This window comes from Desulfosarcina widdelii (assembly GCF_009688965.1).
Taxonomy (GTDB): Bacteria; Desulfobacterota; Desulfobacteria; order Desulfobacterales; family Desulfosarcinaceae; genus Desulfosarcina; species Desulfosarcina widdelii.
In genome coordinates this window covers 4,203,891-4,226,147 of record NZ_AP021875.1, presented here as the reverse complement: position 1 = coordinate 4,226,147, position 22,257 = coordinate 4,203,891, and the positions used below count along the sequence as shown (strand labels likewise).

General features: G+C 55.4%; 23 protein-coding genes. 6 read left to right on the top strand and 17 right to left on the bottom strand.

The features are described from left to right. Positions 1 to 17 precede the first annotated feature (17 nt). The 5 genes from GN111_RS19470 to GN111_RS19450 form a co-directional block, all read right to left on the bottom strand. Entirely contained in the window at positions 18 to 1,814 is a 1,797-nt protein-coding gene (locus tag GN111_RS19470; RefSeq protein ID WP_155305348.1) for a 2Fe-2S iron-sulfur cluster binding domain-containing protein, read from the bottom strand. 27 nt (positions 1,815 to 1,841) lie between these two features. Next, positions 1,842 to 3,824, bottom strand: coding sequence for an FAD-dependent oxidoreductase (locus tag GN111_RS19465; protein WP_155305347.1), 1,983 nt, complete (start codon positions 3,822 to 3,824; stop codon positions 1,842 to 1,844). Between the two features lie 38 nt (positions 3,825 to 3,862). Continuing rightward, entirely contained in the window at positions 3,863 to 4,975 is a 1,113-nt protein-coding gene (hydE, locus tag GN111_RS19460; RefSeq protein WP_155305346.1) for a [FeFe] hydrogenase H-cluster radical SAM maturase HydE, read from the bottom strand. A gap of 3 nt (positions 4,976 to 4,978) precedes the next feature. Continuing rightward, on the bottom strand, positions 4,979 to 6,478 hold the full coding sequence (gene hydG / locus GN111_RS19455) for a [FeFe] hydrogenase H-cluster radical SAM maturase HydG (protein WP_155305345.1): 1,500 nt from the start codon (positions 6,476 to 6,478) through the stop codon (positions 4,979 to 4,981). 276 nt (positions 6,479 to 6,754) lie between these two features. Further along, positions 6,755 to 8,191 carry an aminotransferase-like domain-containing protein gene (locus tag GN111_RS19450; protein ID WP_155305344.1) on the bottom strand — a complete coding sequence of 479 codons (1,437 nt, stop codon included), beginning with the start codon at positions 8,189 to 8,191 and terminating at the stop codon, positions 6,755 to 6,757. Positions 8,192 to 8,300: 109 nt separating this feature from the next. On the opposite strand from GN111_RS19450, the gene GN111_RS19445 reads away from it, so the two are divergent. The 4 genes from GN111_RS19445 to GN111_RS19430 all read left to right on the top strand — a co-directional run bounded on the left by GN111_RS19445 (position 8,301) and on the right by GN111_RS19430 (position 10,257). Beyond that, positions 8,301 to 8,474, top strand: coding sequence for a hypothetical protein (locus GN111_RS19445; protein WP_155305343.1), 174 nt, complete (start codon positions 8,301 to 8,303; stop codon positions 8,472 to 8,474). A 253-nt stretch (positions 8,475 to 8,727) separates the two neighbouring features. Further along, positions 8,728 to 9,468: an AzlC family ABC transporter permease gene (locus tag GN111_RS19440; RefSeq protein WP_155305342.1), complete on the top strand. Its 741-nt coding sequence runs from the start codon at positions 8,728 to 8,730 to the stop codon at positions 9,466 to 9,468. After that, positions 9,465 to 9,785 carry an AzlD family protein gene (locus GN111_RS19435; RefSeq protein WP_155305341.1) on the top strand — a complete coding sequence of 107 codons (321 nt, stop codon included), beginning with the start codon at positions 9,465 to 9,467 and terminating at the stop codon, positions 9,783 to 9,785. The genes GN111_RS19440 and GN111_RS19435 overlap by 4 nt, the downstream gene beginning before the upstream one ends. A 247-nt stretch (positions 9,786 to 10,032) precedes the next feature. Continuing rightward, complete coding sequence (locus GN111_RS19430) at positions 10,033 to 10,257, top strand: FeoA family protein (protein ID WP_155305340.1); 225 nt, start codon at positions 10,033 to 10,035, stop codon at positions 10,255 to 10,257. 87 nt (positions 10,258 to 10,344) lie between these two features. Here GN111_RS19430 and GN111_RS19425 read toward each other — a convergent pair whose 3' ends face one another. From GN111_RS19425 to GN111_RS19410, 4 genes are all read right to left on the bottom strand, one after another. Continuing rightward, the gene (locus tag GN111_RS19425) at positions 10,345 to 11,250 is read right to left on the bottom strand and encodes a nickel/cobalt transporter (protein ID WP_155305339.1); all 906 of its coding nucleotides are present in this window, start codon (positions 11,248 to 11,250) and stop codon (positions 10,345 to 10,347) included. Next, positions 11,247 to 11,882, bottom strand: coding sequence for a DUF1007 family protein (locus GN111_RS19420; RefSeq protein WP_170302366.1), 636 nt, complete (start codon positions 11,880 to 11,882; stop codon positions 11,247 to 11,249). The genes GN111_RS19425 and GN111_RS19420 overlap by 4 nt, the downstream gene beginning before the upstream one ends. A gap of 185 nt (positions 11,883 to 12,067) precedes the next feature. Continuing rightward, a complete protein-coding gene (locus GN111_RS19415) occupies positions 12,068 to 13,186 on the bottom strand; it encodes an LbtU family siderophore porin (RefSeq protein ID WP_155305337.1) in 1,119 nt (372 codons plus the stop codon). Between the two features lie 682 nt (positions 13,187 to 13,868). Further along, on the bottom strand, positions 13,869 to 14,894 hold the full coding sequence (locus tag GN111_RS19410; RefSeq protein WP_155305336.1) for a class I SAM-dependent methyltransferase: 1,026 nt from the start codon (positions 14,892 to 14,894) through the stop codon (positions 13,869 to 13,871). 50 nt (positions 14,895 to 14,944) lie between these two features. Here GN111_RS19410 and GN111_RS19405 point away from each other — a divergent pair, with 50 nt between their 5' ends. After that, the gene (locus tag GN111_RS19405) at positions 14,945 to 15,088 is read left to right on the top strand and encodes a hypothetical protein (RefSeq protein WP_155305335.1); all 144 of its coding nucleotides are present in this window, start codon (positions 14,945 to 14,947) and stop codon (positions 15,086 to 15,088) included. A gap of 383 nt (positions 15,089 to 15,471) precedes the next feature. Next, a complete protein-coding gene (locus tag GN111_RS19400) occupies positions 15,472 to 15,996 on the top strand; it encodes a (Fe-S)-binding protein (RefSeq protein ID WP_155305334.1) in 525 nt (174 codons plus the stop codon). Positions 15,997 to 16,157: 161 nt separating this feature from the next. Here GN111_RS19400 and GN111_RS19395 read toward each other — a convergent pair whose 3' ends face one another. From GN111_RS19395 to GN111_RS19360, 8 genes are all read right to left on the bottom strand, one after another. After that, entirely contained in the window at positions 16,158 to 17,330 is a 1,173-nt protein-coding gene (locus GN111_RS19395; RefSeq protein WP_197740386.1) for an ATP-binding protein, read from the bottom strand. Positions 17,331 to 17,434: 104 nt separating this feature from the next. Next, complete coding sequence (locus GN111_RS19390) at positions 17,435 to 17,977, bottom strand: class I SAM-dependent methyltransferase (protein ID WP_155305333.1); 543 nt, start codon at positions 17,975 to 17,977, stop codon at positions 17,435 to 17,437. 50 nt (positions 17,978 to 18,027) lie between these two features. Next, complete coding sequence (locus GN111_RS19385; protein ID WP_155305332.1) at positions 18,028 to 18,477, bottom strand: MarR family winged helix-turn-helix transcriptional regulator; 450 nt, start codon at positions 18,475 to 18,477, stop codon at positions 18,028 to 18,030. Positions 18,478 to 18,933: 456 nt separating this feature from the next. Then, positions 18,934 to 19,383, bottom strand: coding sequence for a flavodoxin (locus GN111_RS19380; RefSeq protein ID WP_155305331.1), 450 nt, complete (start codon positions 19,381 to 19,383; stop codon positions 18,934 to 18,936). After that, positions 19,380 to 19,793: a hypothetical protein gene (locus GN111_RS19375; RefSeq protein ID WP_155305330.1), complete on the bottom strand. Its 414-nt coding sequence runs from the start codon at positions 19,791 to 19,793 to the stop codon at positions 19,380 to 19,382. Before GN111_RS19375 ends, GN111_RS19380 begins: the two co-directional genes overlap by 4 nt. Before the next feature lie 249 nt (positions 19,794 to 20,042). After that, on the bottom strand, positions 20,043 to 20,225 hold the full coding sequence (locus GN111_RS19370; protein WP_155305329.1) for a FeoB-associated Cys-rich membrane protein: 183 nt from the start codon (positions 20,223 to 20,225) through the stop codon (positions 20,043 to 20,045). Between the two features lie 76 nt (positions 20,226 to 20,301). Beyond that, positions 20,302 to 21,582 (bottom strand): DUF4857 domain-containing protein, encoded by a 1,281-nt coding sequence (locus tag GN111_RS19365; RefSeq protein WP_170302365.1) that lies wholly within the window; start codon positions 21,580 to 21,582, stop codon positions 20,302 to 20,304. Continuing rightward, positions 21,582 to 22,256, bottom strand: a complete 675-nt coding sequence (locus tag GN111_RS19360) for a hypothetical protein (RefSeq protein WP_155305327.1) — start codon at positions 22,254 to 22,256, stop codon at positions 21,582 to 21,584. The genes GN111_RS19365 and GN111_RS19360 overlap by 1 nt, the downstream gene beginning before the upstream one ends. Position 22,257: the final 1 nt, after the last annotated feature.

The following is a 22,257-nucleotide window of genomic DNA, read 5'->3' as shown; positions in this document are numbered from 1 at the left end:
TGCCGCCTTGAAATTCCTTACCGGGCCTCGATCTCCTGCCAGATCTCTTTCATGGTATGCTTAATGGTTCGCTTGCGCTTCCGATACGTCGTGTGGAGCAGATCATGGGCCTTGTGGGAATTGGGTTCTTCCAAAAAGTCGTCGTAAATCTTTTCGATGAGCGGGTTGTTGTGGGACTGGCGCACTGACCGCTGCCGGTCGATGGCGTACAGGGCGTTTTGCCGCTCCTGCCAACTGGCCTGGTAGGCCTTCTTGCTGCGTGGCTGACCGCCGCCGCCCATGCACCCGCCCGGGCAGGCCATGATCTCGATAAAGTGATAGGGCGCCTCGCCCGCCAGGACCATTTCCGCCATATGCCGGGCCGCCTTGAGGCTGTGGGCCACGGCTACCTTGACGGGATGCGAGCCGTTTTGCAAATCGACTTTTGCTTCGCGAACTTTTTCGTTGCCGCGCACCGGCTGAAATTCGATTCCCTCCAGTTCGTCGCCGGTGACCACCTTATGAACCGTGCGCAGGGCCGCTTCCATCACGCCGCCCGTCGTTCCGAAGATGGCCGCGGCGCCGGTGTAATCCCCCATCCATGGATTGTCGTAGGCCGACGGCTCCAAGGTCGAAAGATCCACCCCCTCCCGCTCCAGCAGTCGGGCAAATTCCCTGGTGGTCAGCACCACATCCACATCCGGAGTACCCTTATTGAGAAATTCTGGGCGCTTGGCCTCCTCTTTTTTGGCCGTGCAGGGCATGATGGAAATCACCCGCATGGTTTTGGGATCGATGCCCATCCCCTCGGCCAGGTAAGTTTTGGCCATGGAGCCGAAGCATTGCTGGGGGGAGCGGGTGGTGGAGATGTGGGGCAGGATCTCCGGGAAATTCTTCTCGGCGAAGTTGATCCAGCCAGGACAGCAGGAGGTGAACATGGGCAGCGTCCCGCCTTTTTCGATGCGGTGCAGCAGTTCGGTGCCCTCCTCCATGATAACCAGATCGGCTGTAAAATTGGTGTCCAACACCACATCGGCCCCCAGATGCTTCAGAGCCGTGACGATCTGGCCTTCGACATTCTCGCCGGGGGGCATGCGAAAGGCCTCTCCCAAAGCCACCCGAATGGCCGGGGCGAACTGGAAGACGGTGACAATCCGCGGGTCGTAGAGATAGTCGATCACCGTTTCGGTGTCGTCCCGCTCGGCCAGCGCCCCCACCGGGCAAACCAGAATGCACTGACCGCAGGCCACACAGTCCGAACTGCCCAGGGGCAGGCTGTCGCGGATGCTGATTTCGGTGGCCAGCCCCTTTTCGGTGATCACCAGGGCGTCCGTGCCCTGGATTTCCCGGCACACCTTGACGCACCGCAGGCAGCGGATGCATTTGCTCATATCGCGGACGATGGCCGCCGAAGAGTCGTCCCGGGTGCGCTGTTCGTAAAAATGAGGATAGTGGTAGCGGGACTGCTGAAGGCCGACGAACTGGGCCACATCCTGAAGTTCGCAGTTGCCGTGGCGAATGCACACGGCACAGTCCTGGTTGTGGTCGGCCAAAAGCAGTTCCACCTGAAGCCGCTGCTGTTCGCGCAGGGCCGGGGTCCGCGTGAGCACCGCCATGCCCTCTTCCATGGGTGTGTTGCACGAGGTCACCACCTGCGGCCCGGAGCCGTTGCGGCGCTGAATTTCCACCAGGCAGACCCGGCAGGTGCCCGGCGTGTGGTCCAGGTCGGCCATTTCGCAAAGGGTGGGGATAAAGTGGCCATTGCGTTTGGCCACCTGAAGGATTGTCTCGTTTTCGGAAAATTCCACAGGCTTGCCGTTTATGCTGCCGATCATCGTCATTCTCCTTTTCTGATGAACCCTTTACTGTTCCGTTATCACCGAATAAACGCGGTAACACCGCATACAGCGGTCCGCCTCGTGATAAGCCTCTTCCACGGATATGGGCTTTTCCACCTCTTCGAACATGCGTTTTCTCACTTCCGGATCCAATTCCTTGACCTTGACCCGGTATTCATGGCGAATGGGAATGGAAACCCCCTTGGAAATCATGGGCTGAATTGCCTGCACCAGATCGCTCATGCGTCTATCGGGGAAGAACCGCACCCGGCCCAAAGTCAGATAATCGTCCATGCAGCGGGCGGCCTGGTGTCCCTGAGCCATGGCCTGAACCAGGGTGGCCGGTCCGGTGACGCAGTCCCCGCCGGCGAAAATCCCCTTGCGGCTGGTCATCAGGCTGTTGGGATTCACTTCAATCAAGCCCCCCTTGGTAAAGCGGAGTCCTTCCTCGGGGCTGGTGAAGCTGTGGTCCACCTGCTGGCCGATGGCCGGGATGATGCTGTCGGCCTCCAGCACGAACTCCGATCCGGCAACGGGCAAAACGCTGCGCCGGCCCCCGGCGTCCACTTCGCCGAGTTCCATGCGGGTGGCTTTGACCCCGGTGACCCGGCCGTCGGCATGGAGGATGCGGACGGGGTGGGTCAGGTAATGGAAAATGACGCCCTCTTTCTCGGCGGCTTCCACTTCTTCCTTGTCGGCGGGCATTTCGTTGCGTGACCGCCGGTAGATCAGGTGCACCTCTTTCACGCCCATGCGCAGGGCTGAACGAGCACAGTCCATGGCGACATTGCCGCCGCCCACCACGATCATCTTCTCGCCCAGGTCCATGGGAATGCCCCGATTGACATAATCGTGATTGATGTGCAGCAGCATGTTCACCCCGAACTGGTAGCCCTGAAGGGCGGTGTCTTCGCCGGCGACCCCCAGCATTTTACCCTTGTGGGCTCCCACGCCCAGAAAGATGGCCTGGTAACCGTCGTTGAGCAGGCTTTTAATGGTAATTTTCTTTCCCAAGCGGCGGTCGTACAAAATTCGTCCGCCAAGGGTTTCGATGATGCTGATCTCCCTGCCGAGCACGTCCTTGGGCAGGCGGTAGTTGGGAATTCCGGTCGCGGCCATGCCCCCGGGAACCGTTTTGTCCTCGTACACGTCCACCGGATACCCCTTGAGGAGAAGATGATAGGCGGCCGAAATACTCGCCGGTCCGGTGCCGATGACCGCCACCTTTAAATCGTCGGATTTTTTTTCTTCCGCCGGGTAGCTGCTGAACCATTCGTTGGTGATGTACTTCTCGCGATCGGCCACGAAACGTTTGAGAACCTTGATGCCGACCGCCTCGTCCACCTGGGTGCGGCGGCAGGCCATTTCGCAGAACCGCACGCATACCCTGCCGCACGTTGCGGCCATGGGATATTTCTGGAGAATGACGCCCAGGGAGTGGGTGAATTTGCCGTCCTTGATGAAGTCGATATAGCGGGGAACATCGACCTTGGAGGGGCAGGCTTCGATGCACGGCGCCGACACGTAGGTGGTGCAGGGCTGTGGCGGCATGCCGTTGCCGGCGGCGATTTCCGCGATCAGTTCCTCGCGCATGTAGCGGATCATTTCGAGCAGGGCGACCGGGGCCGTCTGGCCGAGACCGCACAGGGAGGTGCTGCGGATATGCTCGGCGATCGCGGCGATCTCATCCAGCACGGCCGCATCCCGGTTGCCGTTGGACAGTTCGCGAAGCTTGGCGGCGATGATCTGCGTGCCGACCCGGCAGGGGGTGCATTTGCCGCAGGACTCGCGGGCCACGCGCTGCATGTACTGGCGAGCGGCATCCAGCAGATGCACCCCTTTTTCAAAGATGAAAAATCCGTGCCCGCCCATAAAGGCCTTGATGGGATTTCCGGTATTGAATTCGTCGAATTCCCGGAAGGACGGATCTTCCTCGATTTCGAAGATTTTCCGTCTCCTGTTGTCGATGACGGTGCCGTCCCAGACGCCAAAAATCACTTTAGCCATGGTTTGCTCCTTATTTTCAATTCAATGTTCGTCGGGGTTCAGGCCGCTCCTTGGATAAAGGCCTGCCGAATCCATGCATGGGGTGAATCTCCCCACCGGTTGCGGCCCACTTCGCGCCCCAGGTTCCGAATCCGTCTCTCCAAAGCGTTCTGAAAACCGGGGTCGGTTTCATTGTCACAGGGTTTGGCATCGTAAAGCGTGTATTGTTTCCGACAGTCGGGCGAAGTCACCTGGGGCATGATCACATTGGCGCCGAAGTCCAGCCCCCTTTCGCGGCCCAGAGGCGACAGGGCCTGCAGGGCCGTGGTGGCGGCGATATTGACATCCCGCAGCACCAGACGGGCGACGGCAATGGTCGACAGTGCCCGCTGCAGACGCATGGCCGGCAGGTCCACGTCAATCCTGGCCAAGGGTGCGGCGCGATGGGGGATGTAGGGTCCCATGCCGATCATGTCCACATCCATCTCCTTGAAAAAGGCCACATCTTCCGCGAGATCGGCGGTGGTCTGCCAGGGCGCCCCGATCATGACGCCGGTGCCCACCTGGTAGCCGATGGATCGCAGGTGCGAAAGGCAGCGCCGCCGGTTTTCGTAAGTTTGCCCGGGCGGGTGCCAGCGCCGAAACAGGCGCGGCGACGCGGTTTCGATGCGCAGCAGGTAACGATGGGCGCCGGCTTCGAAAAAGCGTGCGTACACCTCGCGGGATTGTTCTCCGACGCACAGGGTGATCCCCAATCCATCAGGTAGAAGAGAACATCGGGTTTCTTTTTTGACGGTCCGCACCACGTCGGTCACGAAATCGACAAACCGGGCGTCCCGCCGCTCGCCCGATTGCAGGACCACGGACCCGAACCCTCTCTCGGCGCACCATTTAGCCTGGCGCAGAATTTGCGCTTTGGCGAGCTGGTAGCGCACCACGTCCTTGTTGCTGCGGCGGATGCCGCAATAGTAGCAGTCACAAGTGCAGATGTTGGAAAATTCGATGATGCCCCGGAAGTAGACCCTGTTGCCGCAATGCAGCAGGGTCGCCCAGTGCGCTTCCCGACGAAGCGCCTCGATCTCTTTGCGGCCGCTCGATTCCAGCAGGGAGCGAATTTGAGCGGTAGTAAAATTCGTTTTCGACTTGCCGCTTGTCTGAATAGGAGATCGCATGAGTTACAGGTAGAGATCCCGCTCGCCATCAGCGATGCGCCGGTAGTATTCCTTGAACGTTTTGACCATCCCTGGCTGCTCTTGTTCGATTTCCTTGATTTCTTTCTGAATGACCGGTTCTGCTGCTGAGGCCGTCTCGGGAGCGGCGAAGTCGTCGAGCCATTCCCGGAAGGTGAGTACCGCGTTGAGCTTGCAGAACTTTCCTTCCTTGCCGCTGCGCAAAAGATCCATGATGCGCTTGCCCGTTCTTCCGCATCGATAACCGGCCGTACAGAAAGAGGTGATGGTGCCCTCTTCGGCCAGTTCCCGGATGACTTCCTCCAGGCTGCGCAGATCGCCCAGGACGAACTGCTGCCGGTTGTCCTGGGAATTGTCGACCGCCGGATTGGCATAGGCCCCCACACCGATGCGGCTGGAGGCGTCCACCTGGGTAATCCCCAGCGGCAGCAGTGCCCGTCGGGTTTCGGCGGATTCCCGCGCCGTGAGAATCATGCCGGTGTAAGGCACGGCCAGGCGAAGAACGGTGACGGCTTTTCTGAAATCGGCTTCGGCCACCCGCAGACGGCTATCCTGGAGAAAGGGAGTGTTTTTAGCCGGTTCGAGGCGGGGAAAGGAGATGGTATGGGGCCCGATGCCCACGGCCCGTTCCAGTTCGTGGGTGTGGGCCAGCAGACCAAGGACTTCGAAACGCCAGTCGGCAAGGCCGAACAGGGCACCGATGCCAAAGTCGTCCACCCCGGCGTCGAAGGCTCGATGCATGCAGTACAAGCGCCAGCGGTAATTGCCCTTGATCGTGTCGGCAGGGTGCAAGCGGGCGTAGGTGGCATGGTGGTAGGTTTCCTGAAACACCTGAAAGGTGCCGATGCCCACCGCATGCAGTCGTTTTAAGTCCTCGACGCACAACGGGGCCGCATTGACGTTGACCCGCCGGATTCTGCCGATTCCCTGGCGAGCGGGGACGGCGACATCGTAAATGGTCCGGATGGATTCGACCATGTAATCGATATCCGATACCGGGTGCTCGCCGTATACGACGATCAGCCGCTTGTGCCCGATATCGCCGCACAGCACTTCCGTCTCCCGCCTGATCTCGTCCATGGAAAGGGTCATCCGCCTTATCTTTTTGTTTTCAAGACGAAATCCGCAATAACGGCAGTTGTTGACGCAGTAATTGCTCAGGTACAGCGGTGCAAAGGTGACGATCCGGTTGTCATACACTTTTCTCTTGATCTGTCCGGCCGCCGCCTCCATCTCGTCCAGCAATTCGGGATCGGAGACATTGAGAAGTGCGGCCGCCTCGTCAATGTTGAGGGTTTCGATGGCCAGGGACTTGGCGATAATTTCTCTTATCCGCAACGAATCCGGGTTTCGGTTGGCGGCGATCGCCCGGGTCAGCGCCGCATCGTCAATGAAATCCCGGTCGCTTTGCATATACCGTTCAATCTCGTCCAAATGGATTTTTCGCTGTTTCCATGAATCGGTTTTTACGGATGCATTGAGCATGAGAAGCCTTTCTGTGTTGATGGGTGGCTGCCTGAAAACGCTCTATGGATGAACGGTGGACAATTAAACATCTGACCCGTTCGATCTGTTTGAAGCCAGAGCAAAGGGAGTGCCATGGGCGAGAAGATTCAAATTGGGGATTGCAATTTTCTATGAATCTGTGGGGTTATTCGAAAAAAAAGAACGCGGATCGCAGGCGACTGGAAGGCTGGGGTTGTCACTTTTCTTTTCAGCCTGTAAAGCGAGAGGAGACAGTGGCGAATGGGAGTTTGGGCGCTAAACCATTTGGCCGATAATTTCTGCCAGCGTCCGAATTCCCTTTTCGACCTCTTCGCTCCAGGGGTAGCCGCAGCTGATGCGGATGAAATTCCGGTAGCGGCCGGTTGTGGAGCAGATGATGCCGGGAAAAATGGAAATCTTCCTTTTTCGGGCCTCCCGGTAAACCTCGAGGCCATTGATGTTCGGACTCAGCTCCACCCACAAGGTCAACCCGCCCTTGGGCGCGGTGATGCGCGTCCCTTTCGGAAAGTGGCGCGCAATGGCCAGGGCCATGTTGCTGATCTGATTTTTCAACGCCGTTCGCAGGCGGCGCAGGTGGCGGTCGTAGGCGCCGCTTTTTAAAAAATCGGCCACGGCCCGCTGGTTCAATGTGGGGGAGGCGACCGTGCCGTTCAGTTTCAGCCGCCTTACCGGTTCGGTGTAGCGGCCCGGCAGGCACCACCCCACCCGCAGCCCCGGCGAAAGGGTTTTGGAGAAAGAGGCACAGTGCATTACCCATCCGTTGCGGTCCAGTGATTTCAAAGTCGCCGGTCTTGCATTGCCGAAATAGAGTTCTCCGTGGATATTGTCCTCGATGATGGGGGCTTTTGCGGCGGCCATCATCTTCACCAGGGTCTTTTTCTTCTCCATGGACATCTCGAAACCCAGGGGATTGTGGAAATTGGGAACCAGCAGGCAGGCGGCCACGGCATTGGCGCCGATGGCCTGCTCCAATTGTTCCAGGTCGATACCCGTGCGGGGATCCGTAGGTATTTCCAGGGCGAACATCTTGTGGTCTTCGATCAACTGCAGAAACCAGGGATAGGTGGGCGATTCCACGATTACCGTGTCGCCGGCGCTGCCGGCGGCCTGGAGGCACAGGTTTACCGCCTCAAGGCATCCGGTGGTGATGGTTATTTCTTCCATGGCGTCCCGCCGGGCCTGGCCGACCATGCGTTTGGCGATCTGGCGTTTGAGTTCGGGATTGCCGTATGGATTTTCGTAGCGCATCAGGCTGTGTTTCATGGATTCGATGGGCGCCGAGCGAATGCAACGGGCCAGTTGCTTGAAGGGCAGCAATTCCGGCATCACTACCGAACCCCCCAATTGAAGAAAATCCGGATTGCTCATGTCTTCGACGATGGAATAGGCCAGGGTGCCCATGGTTACTTTTTTGGCAACCGGCTTCAGTTTCGGCGCTTCCGGTACCGGTAGAATTCGGTCCAGAAGCGGTCTGACGTAATATCCCGATTTCTGACGCGGCTCCACGACGCCCCGCTTTTCCAGCTCGATGTAGGCCTGATACACGGTGGTGATGCTCAGCCCGGTCTGGTCATGCAGTCTTCTCAACGAGGGCAACTTCTCACCGGAACGGTAGACGCCCTCTTTGATCTTGAGTTCCAGATCATCGGCCAAGTTGGCATATCTGAATCCCGAAACTGTTTGTTGGGCCATCTATATACCTTCAACTGTTATTATAAAAAAATTAAAAAACTGTATCTGTTATTAATTAGCCGATCTGTTAGGGTAAATCAAGGTCGATTTCAGATACGGATGGTGGACGATGAGCCTCACTGCAACCATAGCGATTCTTCGATTTTTTATGTCTCCGGAGGATACTTCGGCAGGGCATTCGAAAGGTTTGCCGATCATTGAACCGGTTGCATGGCGGTCGGCCAAGGCGGTTTTGTGGATCGCGGCGGGCGTATTCGCAGGGGTGGCGATCGGACAACTTTGACGGACTCGTAAAAAGGTCGATATCGGCGTTACGCTTCATCCTTCGTCACTGCGGAGTATAAGCAATACACCTCATTCCTCAGGATGAAACATAAATGTTCGCCGTAAGGATATCGATCGATTTGCTGTTCGCTCGCTCAGGCTCGCTGTCGCGGCCCGCAAGCCTTGATCTCGGCCTTTTTACGAGTCCGTCGGAAATGCGACTTTTACGAGGTCATCAACTTTGACAAATCCCCAATTCAGGACGAAAGACGATGATTGAAGAGATGCGCAAAGGTGCGGTCGCCAACCTTCCGGTAGGCGCCAGCGTGGCCGCTTACGGCAGTGTCCTGGGGATGCTGGCCGCCCAGAAGGGACTTTCCTGGCTGGAGCTTCTGGCCATGAACCTTTCGATTTTCGCCGGTTCGGCCCAGTTCGTGATGGTCGACATGTGGGTGCCGCCCCTGCCCATTGCGGAGATGATCCTGGCCGTGCTGATCATCAACATGCGCTACCTGCTCATCGGTGCCTCGCTGGAACCGCTTTTCAGGGGCAAATCATTCTTTCACAAAGCCGGGGTCATGCATCTGGTGGCCGACGAGAACTGGGCGGTGACCATGGCAGCCCACCGGCACGGCCACGTCACCACCGGTTTCCTGCTGGGCGGCGGAATCTGCCTGTGCGTCATCTGGTCTGCCGGTACCCTGCTCGGCCATCGGCTGGGAGCGCTGATCGCCCACCCGGAGCGCTTTGCCCTGGATTTTGCCTTTGTGGCCGTATTCACCGCCCTGACCGTCGGCATGTGGCGGGGCAGGCGAGATGTGGCGCCTTGGATCACTGCTGCCATTTTTGCCGTAACCGCAGAACGCTGGCTGCCCGGAAAATGGTACATCGTCATCGGTGGTATCGGCGGGGCACTGGTCCCCGTTTTTCAACAATGGCTTTTGCCCGGAAAAGCGCCGTTTGCCCTGTCGGATCCCTCCCGGGCCGATCTTGTTGCCAAGGAGATTGAATGAGCCCCCTGTCTACCATCGATCCTTTTGTTGCTTTGGCCATTGCCGGTGCGGCCTTGGTCACCTACGGCCTGCGTTTAGGAGGCCTGCTGCTGGCCGAGCACCTGCCGAAAAGCGGCGGTTTCGGGCGCTTTCTGGCAGCCTTGCCGGGGACGATTCTGTTGTCCCTGGTTGCTCCGGGCATCGTTTCCGCCGGCCCTCTCGGAGGCCTCGCCGCCCTGTCCACGGCGCTGTGCGTCTGGAAAACCCGAAACGTTTTTTTCGGGGCGATTATGGGGATGGGGATTGTGGCGGCAGGGCGGTGGTGGGCGGGTTATTGAGAAGGGAAAAATAAATGACAATATCTACTTGATTTGCCGAAAAAATAGAGATAATGCATCTTTCTCGGGAAGCGAATCTGTTTTAGGAGTGTCAAAAGGAATAAGCATGCTTTATAAATGTTAGATGTCTAAAATATTTGTTGACATCGCTTGTAGCTTGCTATAGACAGAGATCCCTATACAAGAGTTGAATGGAGAGCGCATGCGAGGACGCGGATGCAAAAAACGAAAACACTGCAGATGCTGCATGCTCAATGACGTAAAATGCGGCCAGCGGGCAAGAATCCATTGCCATCATGCAACTGGAGCCATGCGTAGGCGTCTGCTCGACCTAGGTTTCGTTCCCCATGCCGAAGTCGACGTCATCCGAAGGGCGCCGTTCGGCGACCCGATTCAATGCCGGGTGGCCAACTGCTGCGTCACCTTGAGCAGTTCGGAGGCAAAATTGATCGAGGTCGATCAGGAGGCCTAACCCCGTCGTTTCCCATTCTGCCTGTCGCCAAAACCCACCTTACCCCCCCGACTGTTTGACAGATTCACCCAAAGCCATCTCCATCGATCAATAAAAAACGCGATGAATCGCGGGGATGCAGAACAGGGCTCCGAAGACAACAATGGCCGCTCCCGAGAGCATGCCGATTACGGTTTCTACCGTTTCGAACCGTTTTTCGGATACCGCACGCAACACCCCGGTTTTTCCAAGAACGGCGGTGGTTACCACCAGGGAAATGGTTGTGCCCATTCCCAGGGCGATGCATAGCGCCAGCAGCAGGCCCAGAAGCAGTCCATCCATGGACATGCAGAACAGCATGACCATCACCACTGCCGGGCAGGGCACCACTCCGACGGCAATCGCCCAGGGCCAGACGCTTTTCCCCGCTATCGCTTGCGGTTTTTTTTCCGGCGGGGAATTTTTTCTAAAAAACAGGGCGGCGGTATGTTTCACCAGAATTCTCAACCCCAGGATGGCGATCAATCCAAAGCTGACCATCTGGGTAATTTCGGTAACCGAGCCCAGCGTCTGGCCGACACTGCGTTGGATGACATACCGCAGTCCGATAACGCCCACGATGCCCGAGACGCCATGGATCATGGCGATGCACAGGGCAAAGATCACGCCTCCCAAGATCGAGGGGCGATGGGACAGCACGTAGGACATGGCCACCACCTTGCCGTGGCCGGGACCGGAGGCATGGATGACGCCGTAAGCAAAGGCCAGTCCTATTAACGCGATCAGTGGCACGAAGCGCTCATCGCTTTTAAATTCGCGGATAAGGTCCGACAGGGTCTGTTGCAGCCGATGCTGCCAAACAACGATTTTCATGACAAAGGGGCTTTGTATGGGCGGTTCGGGTGAGACGTACCGGGATCCCGGTTTGGACGTAAACGGGTTGCCGGCCCCGGCCGGTCCGATCCAGGGCAGTAGCAGTATGAAAATGATTGCCACGGGTAAAAGCCGTTTCATGCTTTTTTCCGAAACTCCATGAAAAGCGTCCAGGGATGGATCAGGTCGAAATAAATTTTCGTGTCCGGGTCTTCCCGAATGGCCGTTTTGAGTTCAAAGGCATCTGCCGTTGTCAGGGAAATTGGATTTTTCTTGGCGAAGAAAATAGCGGTGTAATAAGACGGGTCGTAGCTGGCCACACTCACCTTTTTATAGGAATCCGCAGCTGTCACATGGCAGGGGATGAGAAATTCGTAGACCAGTCTTCCGTTTTCCAGGGTGGCATTGAAATCGCGAATGAATTTGATCTGGAACGGTCGGTTGTCGATTTTGATAAAGGTGAAAAAATTGAATTCCTTGATAAAGATAAAGGCGTTCTCCTTGACCGACTCAACCTCCTCGGGCTCCAGAGTGCCGTTGCGGTTTTGGTCGTGGTCTTCTGCAATCATGCTGGCGAACATGTCGTCCATTTTCCAGCGGACTTTGATTCCGGCCAGACCTTTTTCGTCGAAAACCAGGTTCAGTCGCTGGACGATGAAGACATGCGGATGGGCATACGCTTTCGACAACAGCGGCAACGAGACACCCACCGCCATGCTGAAGGCGATGCATATCCAGCCGAGCCATGCTGCTTTGTTGAAAAACCACCCCACCCTTTTGCCGCCCCTGCATTGGATCCAAGACAATCCTAGCCTTCGCTGAAGACAGGCGCACACTATAACAAAGGGCCTGGCCATGGTCAAAAGTTGAAATGACGGAGCCGGGAGAAAATTCCCCCGGCTCCGGAAACCACCGATTGCTGTAAAACGTTGGGCGAACGTCCACGCACGCAAACCGGCTAGAATTCTATGGCCAATTGCGCGGTGAAGGCGTCTGCCTCGTCATCGTTTTCATATTCGTCGTGAGCGTATTCGAAGGCCAGGGAGGTGCTTTCGAAGATGCCGATGCCGAAGGAACCCAGGTAGCGAGTTTCGGGCAGCATATTTTCGGCTTCGTCAGTTCCCTGCAGGGCTACGGCTACGGTGGCCTCCTTTTCAGCAATGGCAAAGGCATAGCCGACTTCCAGGTTCCAGGCGGAAATTTCATCCTGGCGGTGGTCCAAGTCACCATTCTCGTCAAGCCACTCGATTTCGTCCAGGGCGGTAATATATTCGCCAATTAAGGTGAACGGACCAAAGCCGACGATGGCATAGACACCCATCCCGCCCACATAATCGTTGAGCGCCAAGCCGCTCTCATCGATGATGTCCCCCCATCCGTCGGCGTCGATCAGGTTGTTGACGTAGCTGATCCCGGCGTCAAGGGTGAAGGTGTCGCTCTCCATGGCATAGCCCGCATTGGCTCCGAAGTTGTCGATATGATCGTCGTCTTCGCCCGCTTCGTCCACATCGCCATTGAAGATGAAGGCCGAGCCGTATAATCCGCCGGTCTCCACGCCCACCTGGATGGCGGATTCACGGGTCTCTGCGATTTCCAGCGTCAGGGGATCAGAGATCATGTGGGTCTCGAAGTTGCCGAAGGGGACATACATCTTTCCGGCCGTCAGATAAGCGGGCACCACGTCTTCACCGCTGATTGTAATGGTAGCTTCGTCAACAAATACATCTTCGTCGTCTTCGTACTTAAACAGGACGTGTCCGAAAACATGTTTGACGATGTCGGCATTGACGCCCAGTTCCACGGCGGATACGGCAATGTCGCTTCCGTCGTCGCTGCTTCCGTCAGCATAGTCCGCGCTGGTATAGCCGGCTTCCACCTCGATGAGGCCGCTCAGGGCGATGCGTTCACTCCATTTGTCTGGGAGAATGCCGCCTTCTTTGCCCAGTTTCTTTTCCAGCTGTTCGATCCGCATGGACAACTCATGGTTGGACAGCGTTTCTTCGGCATGTACTGGGGTAATAAAAAATGTCCAGCACAGGGCCAGGCAGGCGAGAACGGTCATTGCTCTTTTCATCATTTTTCTCCTTTGTAACACGTATTTTGGGGTAATTTTAGCTGTGTTTTTTGCTGTCGGCTTGTTGCATACAGCGGTTCCTGTTTGATAACTCGTACGGTTCAGATACCTCCTTTCTAAACAAAAAAGGCCACGAGATCCGCTCCCTGCCTGGGACAAAGAACCTTCGTGGCCGATTAAGCTTCTAACGATAACAATTTTTGCGGTTGTATTTTGGCAAACAAAAAAAGCCAGGTCGGCAATGAATTACGATTCAATTGGCCTTCCTGGCTGAATTTGGATACTGACCATTTTTTTGATGCTGGCAGTTTCGTCCTGCCAATAATGAACGTCAGATAAAATATACCGGTTTTGATGTCAAGAAAAACCAATTTTCGGCAACAAGGCGAAAAGCGTTTAAAAAGAAAAGCATTCACAGTTTCTTGTTTCCTTTTTTGGTTCACAACTGAAACCCACAAAAAAAGGCGCATCGAATTCGCCATTTGGAAAATTCTGATACGCCTTCACTTCTCGACGCGCCGGTTGCCGGCCGCCAGTCGTAAGACCACTTAAATTAAGATAGAGTTATCTATTTCATTTAGGAGTTTCGTACACTAGATTTTCTTTATTTGTCAACCTGTTTTTGCATAAAAGACCCGGCCGTGAGAATAAATGGCTTGGCGGGTTGCGATCCTGCAACGCATCGCTACCGATCCTTACGGGCGATATCCAGATCCAGTTCTCCCATGGGGGTGCGCACCGTCCGGGACCGGACCGAACGGAATCCGCAGCGCAGCATGGCATCGCCGATTTGTCCCTGTTCGAAGGAAAGATCCCGATCCTCTCGCATGGAGTCCCCCAGATGTCCCAGCATGACAGCGGGCCGGGTCTGATCATGGGTCATCCCATCCTGTAAAGCAGCAAAGACGCCGCCGGGATTCAACGCCCGTTTAACTTTGGCGAACAGGGCGTCGAGATCATGGCGGGCAAAATTCAGGGTGGAACAGGCCCAAATAAAATCGTAATTTTCTCCGATATCGTCGGTGAGATAATCTCCGGCCAGCACCGACAACCTTTCTTGCATGCCATATTCCCGGATGAATTCCTCGGCTACGGCAACCACCGCAGACCGGTCGAAAATAACGCCGGTCATACTCGGATGGGCGTCGACAAAATAGAGCGCGAACATGCCGTGTCCGCCGCCCAGGTCCAGCAACCGGCGAAAACCTTTAAACTCAGGCAATTCGCCGACGATCCCTGCCATTAGAGACCCGGCTCCTCCGGTTACCCAGGCGGCGGAGTACCGGGTCGCCCTGGCCCAGAGTTCCGCCGAGGCAAAGTCGTTTTGGCCGGTTGTCGAAGAGGGGCCGTCTTTAACCAGACCGACAAGGCCGTCCAAAGGTTCCAGGCACATGTGCTCGATCATTTGCAGCAGTTCGCCGAGGTAGGTTGGAGAACGTCTCACGAGAAATTCGGAAAACGCCGGCCGATTGCGATACAGGCCATTTTTTTTATCCACCAGCCCGATGGTCACCAGGGCATTGAGAAAGCGCTCGGTATTGTCTTTATGGGCGTCGATGGCCTCGGCAATCTCTCCGGCAGGGCGGAAGCCGGTCAGTTCGTCGAAGATGCCCATCTCGATGCCGGCCATCAGCATCCGGGAACGAATGGGCGCCATAGCCATCTCATGCAACGGGGCATAACTGTTTTCGGTAGAGGGCAGTTTTTTCATGCGCGTTTCCTTTCGGTTTCTACCCATCCGGAAATAGGCATAGGGCTTGGATGAAAGGGGGGACGTTCAATTCTCAGGATACCTGGCCGACCGCCGCCAGAAAGCGCCGGGGGACCACCGCCGAAGCTCTGCGCCGGTTGGTTTCCGGCGTCATTTCCAGCCATCAATGGGTTTCGAAGGCGCTGTTGGCGTAGACGGCCAAATCACTAAAAGTTGCAATGGACCTTCCCAACGGGAATCCGCTTGCGCCTTCACTGCCGTGCGCATCGATAATTGGTCGCAAGTCGTAAGGGCCAAATATTTATGTTAGGAAATTCTAACTTGATCGGTCGTAACTTTCATTGGACCGACTGTCAATTATTTTTTGCGATGTGCGAAGTGCTTTCGCCCGTGCTGCGCATCAATTTTTTTATTCGGGTATAAATCGTGTGACCTGGGGTGGAAAATGCCTCTGGTTGAGATTATTATATTGGGATACGCGATGCTAACTTTTTAAAAAGAAGCATCCATATTAGAATGCTTGGATATCACCGCAGGTGATAGCAAATGCTATCCAATTCGTCCGGGAAAGTAAAAAATGCTGCTCAAGACCTTTAGCCTGGAAATCGTCAACAATCACTGCATGCCCGGCGCCATGAGCGTCAACGGCATTGCCCGGCTGAATCAGGATGTGGGCTGTGCCCTGCCTTACGTAAATGCGGTGCTGGGTGCCATCGAATACATAAAAGATCCACCCACTGCTACATTTCGCACCCAGGGGCGTCTGATCTCCGTACGGTCCGATCAGATCACGGTCAACGCGGTGCAGGACCGCGAGCAGGCCGAAAAAATTATCAAATGGATTCGCCGTGAAATCAACGACGCCTGGCAAAACCGCGAAACGATCACGCCTCGCTATAAAGGGGTTGATCGACCCCAGGTGGTGGAAATTTTAAAACATCTGCCCCGGACCAACTGCCGCGAATGCCGCCAACCGACCTGCATGGTATTTGCCCTCAGGCTGGCCGAGGGCGCCAAAGGCTCGGATGATTGTCCGCATCTTGACGGGGAATCCAAGGCGGCCCTGGATGAATATTTAAACGGATTCGATCTCGATAATTAGGGCGTTTCGACAAGATTTGTCATCGGAGGTAGGCAAGTACGCTCGTTCTTCATTTTCGCGGTTCGTAAATGTTCCAGGCTCCGCCCGCCACACAAATTACATACGTCTTAATCATGCATCGGACTGATCGTCCATATCATAAACCGCAACAAGGTTGCCGTTTATAACAGATTCCATGGCACGGCATAGTTGGATTCAGACAACCGGGTCATATTCTCACAGGGCGCAATAACGAGACCCGGGGCGATCTTTAATTTGGAGTACTTTTTACGAAATGCGGATACTCCCATGGTGTCGCGGCGGGAAGGGTTGGTCTTGGCATTTATTTCAATCGGATGAAGGATGCCGTTATACTCCAATAGGATGTCCACTTCCGCGCCACTGTACGCCCTCCAATGGTAGAAATTGGGTCTGGGGGTTAGCAGTGCGGTCTGTTTTTTCAACTCGGAGGCCACGGCGGTTTCAAACAAGGCCCCCCAAAGAGGATGCCCGCCAATCACCGCCGGCGCGTAAATCGCCTGGGCCTGGCAGGCAAGCCCGGCATCCGCGATATAGCCTTTGGGTTTGTTGCTTACCCTTTTTATCATATTCCCGGAATACGCTGGAAATTCGAACCACTGAAACGTGGATTTCAGGATGGCAATCCAACGTTGTGCGGTCTGTGGGGTCAGCCCCAATTCCCGGCTCAATTGGCTGTAATTGACCTCTTGGGCGGTCAATGCGCATGCTAGTCGAAGGAAACGGCCGAAAAGCTGGAAGTCCGCCACGTCGGCGATAAGCCGGACATCCCGTTCAATATAGGTTCGCTGGTATGCATTCAAGAAATCGGGGATGACGTCGGCGGGCAGGAATTGGGCTTCGGGCAAAAATCCCCGCCACAGTTGCTCGTATAGTGTGGTGGCCATGGTGTGGCGCGTTTGACGTTCGGCAAGGAAAGCCTCAGGTGAATGAAGCCATCTTGCCATCCAGGGCGTTATGGGGCCTTGGCGGTTGATTTCAGGAAGGCTGAAGCTGTGTAAATCCAAAAAAACAGCCCGTCCGGCCAGGCTTTCCGACATGGATTTCATGACGCCGCATTGCTGGGAACCGGTCAGGATATACTGGCCGGGAGAACGGTCGCGATCAATACGGCGCTTTATGGAGGCAACCAACTCCGGCGCATATTGAATTTCATCCAGAATGAGTGGCGGTGGATGGTTGTTCAGGAAAAGCTCTGGATCCTGGCGGGCATTCTCAATATCGATAGCAGGATCGAAAACAACGATTTCAGCGTTTTTTCCCAGCGTGTTCTGGAGCAGTTTACTCTTGCCGACTTGACGTGCGCTGCTGATCACAACGGCGGGAAAAGACGCCGCTATTGTGTATAACTTATCCGTTAGTATTCTATCGACGTATATATTTGAAATTTTAAATTCCGCATCATCAATAGTCACGTTTTTTAAGCAGCGGGTCTTAATTCCATCCACTGTTCATTTTCCCGCGCGACCCGCCAATGTTTTGAGCGTTGGACTTTATCCAGACTCTGGCTGCGTGGCTGATGTCCGTCTTCCAGGTAAAGCACGCCTTTTGGTTTAACGATGCGATGAATTCCCTCCAAAAAGGTTACCGGATCATCGACCTGGTGGAACATGTCCAGGGCATAGACGACATCCGCGCTGCGATCCGGAATGGTTCCCGGCTTGTCGCCCAACAGCACCGGCGTCACATTGGCCAGGCGATACTTGTCGATTTTTTGCCTGACCAGATCGATGGCCATGGGGTGGATATCCGCCGCATAGACGTGGCCATTCGGCCCAACCTGGTCTGCTGCCTTGCGGATATAGCGGCCCGGTCCACAGCCAAAGTCTACCACCACGTTTCCCGTTTGAAGGCGGAAATCCTCCAACCGCCGGTCGGGTTTTCCGAAAAGATCCATGATTCTAAAGGTCCAGACCATGAGGCGATAGCCGGTTTTCGATTGGGGGTTAAACAGTCTCTTCATTTTTTCATCCCTTTTTGATGTTTAGTTACTATACATTATGAGCAAAAAAATCAACGGTGTCGATCCGCCATTTTTTCCAGCCCCCTTAAAAAATTTTCGATGACCGCCACCTGCTCCTCCGTCAACCGGGCCACATAATCATAGAGGTCCTTGTCCATCTCCTCATGGAATTGCTCGTGAGCGTAGTAGGCCACCTTGCCCTTGTTGGTCAGGATTGGCACCTTTTTTAAACTGTTTTCGGGATCATCGATTTTTTCAACGATCCCCTTTTTTTCTAACTTGGCAATGATTTGGGAGACTGCGCCCCGGGTGACGCCGGCAATCCGGGCCAACTCGGCCCCATGGCCCCCGGGATTGTCTCCAATCAACATGACCATGTGAATCTCGGACGGATGCAACAGTTCGTCAACACCAAAGCGACGCGGCTTTTTTTCGTTTTGGGCGAATTTGTTAAAGACCCGCAGGAGCATTCTCGACAGTTTGATGACTCTTTTTTTCATAACATGAATGTATAGTACCTAAACGAATATGTCAAGCTTTATCATTTATCGTGAAACGCCGGGTCCCTGATGCGGCATCGGATTTTTTAGCCTCAAAATGCATCGCGGCAGGCTTCGTTGAGAAAACCTGCCGCGATGATTGAAAAGGCGTTTTCGGTCCAGGTGCGAACGTGGCATATAGATGCAAGGTGGGAAGATTACCGTTCAGAAACGCGGGTGGATACCGGGAAGGAAATTCAATTGCTGGTGAGCTGCCAACCTCCGATCAGGACCTTGTGCCTTCTTGTTTTTGTTGTCATTCGATACCGTGAAAACATGGTGCCGGGGCAACCCGGATCCGAAACACAGGCTCCGAATTGCCTCGACTAACGCCGGAACGCCGACGGATTCAGGCGAAAAGGATTAATGTCCGGCCGGTCTTGTGCCACGGAATGGATCGATTCAATCATGGCAATGTCAAACTACGGAAGCGGCGGTCGATTCAACCCAGGCTTCGATTTCTCCTTCGGCGTCGCCTGGGTCGCCGTCGATCTTGAGTCCGTCGTTGACCATCTTGCCGCCGAGATCGTTCATCTTGTCTTCGAGCATGTCCACCGATCCGCAGAAATGTTCGTAGGAACTGTCACCCGGGGCGAAGACGGCGAAAGGCTTGCCGTCCAACCGAACACCGTCTAGTTGTTCGGTAAAATCGGCAAAATCCTCCTGAAGTTCGATCTCGTCATCCCCGTAAGCTGGGCAGTCGAGCAGCAGCAGATCGTGATCGGCGGTAAGATCCGCCGTGGAAGCGTCGGTGACCTCTTTGACCTCGACCTCGAAATCCGCTTGCTCCAATATTGTTTTGACCATGCCGGCCATTTCTTCCGTGTTGCCCGTGGCTGATCCAAAGATGATCAATGCCTTTTTCATTGCGGTTTCCTTTCGTTTTCAATGGATGGCCATACTTTGTTTCCGTTTTTCACCATTTTTATGGTCGGCTTCATCCGTCTGAAGCGATCTTGAACGTGCATCGGTTGCTTACCCTTTTTGCAGATCAGCACCCGGCTGCCGTCGGGGGCGATTTTAAATCCCTTGGTTCCCTTGAAATAGAGCCAGTCCCGGGGGATTCGTCGGCGTTTCATGTGCATTCGGAACAGTTCCACCCCTTCACCGGCCACCGGGCCGATTCCAGCCGTGTTGACGAACACCCTTCCCGTTCCATCGTGCTGCCTGAGTATTTTAAGCAGTTCCCAAGCGCACATGCCATTGAACGCCCCGCGCAGCCGGATGTGAAGATTTCCTCTACTGTTGCGGCATTCGATTTTAAATTCAGGATGCAAAATTATTCTCCTTTTCTGTTCTTACTTTAATGAGTTGATGATTATCCAACCGATATCACAGGTATCAGCGATCACTGTCTGTTGTTTGGTAAAAGCCGTCGCAGGGCCAATAAAAAAGGCGCATTGGATAACCGAAACTCTCGGTTCCTAAGCGCCTTCACTACTGGTCGCGAGCAATGTTGCCCGACAGTCCTAAGAGCCTGTGTTTTATATTTCTTTGTAAGTTAGTCCGTACTGATTATACTGACATCACTTGTCAAGCTTTTTTTCATCGGACTGTTCAATCTTCATCCCGGTTTTCGATCCTGACGGACAGGTATCGCATCCACTGCAACCGCAAGATAATGGTCCACCTTTGAGATTTTTCAATAGCCTCCGGTAGAGGTACCAGACAGCCAGGGCGAAAAAGAAAATGACAGCAATGGTTTCCATGAGGCATCCTGGTTTTATTGGTTTATGGTTCCGGGTTTCCGGCTAAATGGGTTGAGTTGCTATCCGTGCTCAATTCTCAACTCTCCGGTCCCAGAAAGCTCATCGCGAGCCAGCCGTAAACGCCGGTGACGGCGACCAGGCAGATTCCGGCGATATCGGGAAATCGTCCCTTGTGCATTCTGAAGCCCAGCGTGAAAAAAACCAGGCTGGCCAACAGGCCGATCAAAGAGAGCCGGCCGCCCATATGCAGGGAAAGACGCAGATAGCCGCCGTTTTCTGCCTCCAGGCGCAGGCTGAAGGGAAACAACACTTCGTGTAATCGTTTCGCTGGAGTGATAATCGCCCTTGACATGCGATGGCTGTAGCGGTCCAGGGGGTGATAATTGCTGTCCATGGCCACGGCCCGGATGACGGCATCGTCCGACCAGACCGCCGTGCGATACAACGGGTTGACCAGCAGTTTGAAATCCATTCGGTCCGGATCGTAGTCTTCCAGGGGAAGGCGAATCGGTCGGTAGTTGTCGCAGGGCAGCAGGTACAGCGAATCGTCGTCGGCCAGCAGCAGGCCGTAGTACTCCCGCCGGCGGTTTTCGACGATCTTGATGTGCCGGGTTTTCAGGGCAGGGTCGATGGGCGTGCGTACAACAATGGGCCGGCCGTCGCGTCGTTTGAGGTGAAATACCCGGTAGTCGGCATCCACCATGAACACTCCTTCGTCGAAGGGCTTGAGAATCGTGAACTTGCCGTTGACCGACCGGGCCGGAAAGGCAAATCCCTTTTCCTTCAGTGCCCGGGTGAACACCGCGGTCAGATCCGTGTCGACCGTGTTGGTGTCGGCATTAACGAACTGCATGGCGTCGGCTGTCATGCGGAAGCGATCCTCGGGAAACACCAGCCGGGCCTGGCCGGGGTTGGATTCCAGCAGCGGCCACATTCGGGTCTGGGGATGACGGTCATCGATCTCGCCGGGCTTGAGTTCCAGCACCTGGCGGTTTTTCTTGATGGCCGCCTTGTCGAAGGTTCGGCCGCTCAAGGCCAGGGGCATCAATCCCCACAGCTCCATGTTCTTGTAGTAGATGAAGGGCAGGTTCTTTTCGAATTCCACCCTGGTGTAGTAGGTGCCGTCGGTATCACGGTAAGCGATTTCGGAATGGTGGTCTTCGGCTTTTATGACCGCGGCAGCCGGAACGGGACCGATGATTTTCTCTTTGTAGATGAAGCGCCGGGTCACCGGACTATACAACAGATGGGTTTTCTCGACCCGCTCGAAAAAGATTTTCTCGTACAGTCGGGGCAGATAAACGGCGGAAACCAGAAGTGTCAGCGCAACCAGGGAGAGGGTGGCCAGTTTTCTCATCAGGAAACCCTCCGGTAGCGAAATCGATAGGCCGGGAGCAGTACCGCCGGAATCAGCAGCAACAGAAAAGCGGCCAGGTTGCACCATTGCAAGAGATAACCGCCCGGTTCAGCCGGTCGGAAAAACAGGCCGGCCACACCGGCGGCGACGGCCAGGTTGAACAACTTCAGGCGGTAGCCGGGCTCCAGCAGCGCCAGGGTAGCCCCCAAATAAGCCGCCATACCGGCCAGGCACCAGGGAAGAGCGGTCAGCAAAGCCGTGGCAACAGCCTCGGCCGGAAAGAACCGGGCCGTGATCAGGGAAAGAGCGGATAAATCCAGGGCGATGACCAGCCCCAGTGCCGTCAGGCCGACAAGCACGTGGGCCATGACCAGCCGGTGGGGAGAAACGGGCAGATGCAGGGAGAGCCGCAGCCGTTCGCCGATCATCTCCGGCAGGTACTGGATGGCGGCCAGGAGCAGTCCGGTGATCAAAGGGGCGCATTTAAGATGATGGTAGTGAACCTGGCCGAGTTGCATGACCCGGTACCATACGATCTCGGCATGATCGAATATGAAGAGGCGGCGGGTTTCCACATAGACATAGGCCATGAGCAGACCGTTGAGGGCCAGCAGGGAGAGCCACAGCCATCGAATTTTGAGGTATTCTTTTAAAGAGATCGGTTTGAGAATCATA

Excerpts from the sequence above, each read along its gene's own strand:
- GN111_RS19405 (WP_155305335.1), top strand. The coding sequence starts at position 14,945 with ATGAAAGGGGGGACGTTCAATTCTCAGGATACCTGGCCGACCGCCGCC.
- GN111_RS19360 (WP_155305327.1), bottom strand. The coding sequence starts at position 22,256 with ATGATTCTCAAACCGATCTCTTTAAAAGAATACCTCAAAATTCGATGG.
- GN111_RS19430 (WP_155305340.1), top strand. The coding sequence starts at position 10,033 with ATGCTCAATGACGTAAAATGCGGCCAGCGGGCAAGAATCCATTGCCAT.
- GN111_RS19365 (WP_170302365.1), bottom strand. The coding sequence starts at position 21,582 with ATGAGAAAACTGGCCACCCTCTCCCTGGTTGCGCTGACACTTCTGGTT.
- GN111_RS19410 (WP_155305336.1), bottom strand. The coding sequence starts at position 14,894 with ATGAAAAAACTGCCCTCTACCGAAAACAGTTATGCCCCGTTGCATGAG.
- GN111_RS19435 (WP_155305341.1), top strand. The coding sequence starts at position 9,465 with ATGAGCCCCCTGTCTACCATCGATCCTTTTGTTGCTTTGGCCATTGCC.
- GN111_RS19440 (WP_155305342.1), top strand. The coding sequence starts at position 8,728 with ATGATTGAAGAGATGCGCAAAGGTGCGGTCGCCAACCTTCCGGTAGGC.
- GN111_RS19450 (WP_155305344.1), bottom strand. The coding sequence starts at position 8,191 with ATGGCCCAACAAACAGTTTCGGGATTCAGATATGCCAACTTGGCCGAT.
- GN111_RS19390 (WP_155305333.1), bottom strand. The coding sequence starts at position 17,977 with ATGAAGAGACTGTTTAACCCCCAATCGAAAACCGGCTATCGCCTCATG.
- hydE (WP_155305346.1), bottom strand. The coding sequence starts at position 4,975 with ATGCGATCTCCTATTCAGACAAGCGGCAAGTCGAAAACGAATTTTACT.
- GN111_RS19465 (WP_155305347.1), bottom strand. The coding sequence starts at position 3,824 with ATGGCTAAAGTGATTTTTGGCGTCTGGGACGGCACCGTCATCGACAAC.
- GN111_RS19470 (WP_155305348.1), bottom strand. The coding sequence starts at position 1,814 with ATGATCGGCAGCATAAACGGCAAGCCTGTGGAATTTTCCGAAAACGAG.
- GN111_RS19425 (WP_155305339.1), bottom strand. The coding sequence starts at position 11,250 with ATGAAACGGCTTTTACCCGTGGCAATCATTTTCATACTGCTACTGCCC.
- GN111_RS19370 (WP_155305329.1), bottom strand. The coding sequence starts at position 20,225 with ATGGAAACCATTGCTGTCATTTTCTTTTTCGCCCTGGCTGTCTGGTAC.
- hydG (WP_155305345.1), bottom strand. The coding sequence starts at position 6,478 with ATGCTCAATGCATCCGTAAAAACCGATTCATGGAAACAGCGAAAAATC.
- GN111_RS19380 (WP_155305331.1), bottom strand. The coding sequence starts at position 19,383 with ATGAAAAAGGCATTGATCATCTTTGGATCAGCCACGGGCAACACGGAA.
- GN111_RS19385 (WP_155305332.1), bottom strand. The coding sequence starts at position 18,477 with ATGAAAAAAAGAGTCATCAAACTGTCGAGAATGCTCCTGCGGGTCTTT.
- GN111_RS19400 (WP_155305334.1), top strand. The coding sequence starts at position 15,472 with ATGCTGCTCAAGACCTTTAGCCTGGAAATCGTCAACAATCACTGCATG.
- GN111_RS19415 (WP_155305337.1), bottom strand. The coding sequence starts at position 13,186 with ATGATGAAAAGAGCAATGACCGTTCTCGCCTGCCTGGCCCTGTGCTGG.
- GN111_RS19445 (WP_155305343.1), top strand. The coding sequence starts at position 8,301 with ATGAGCCTCACTGCAACCATAGCGATTCTTCGATTTTTTATGTCTCCG.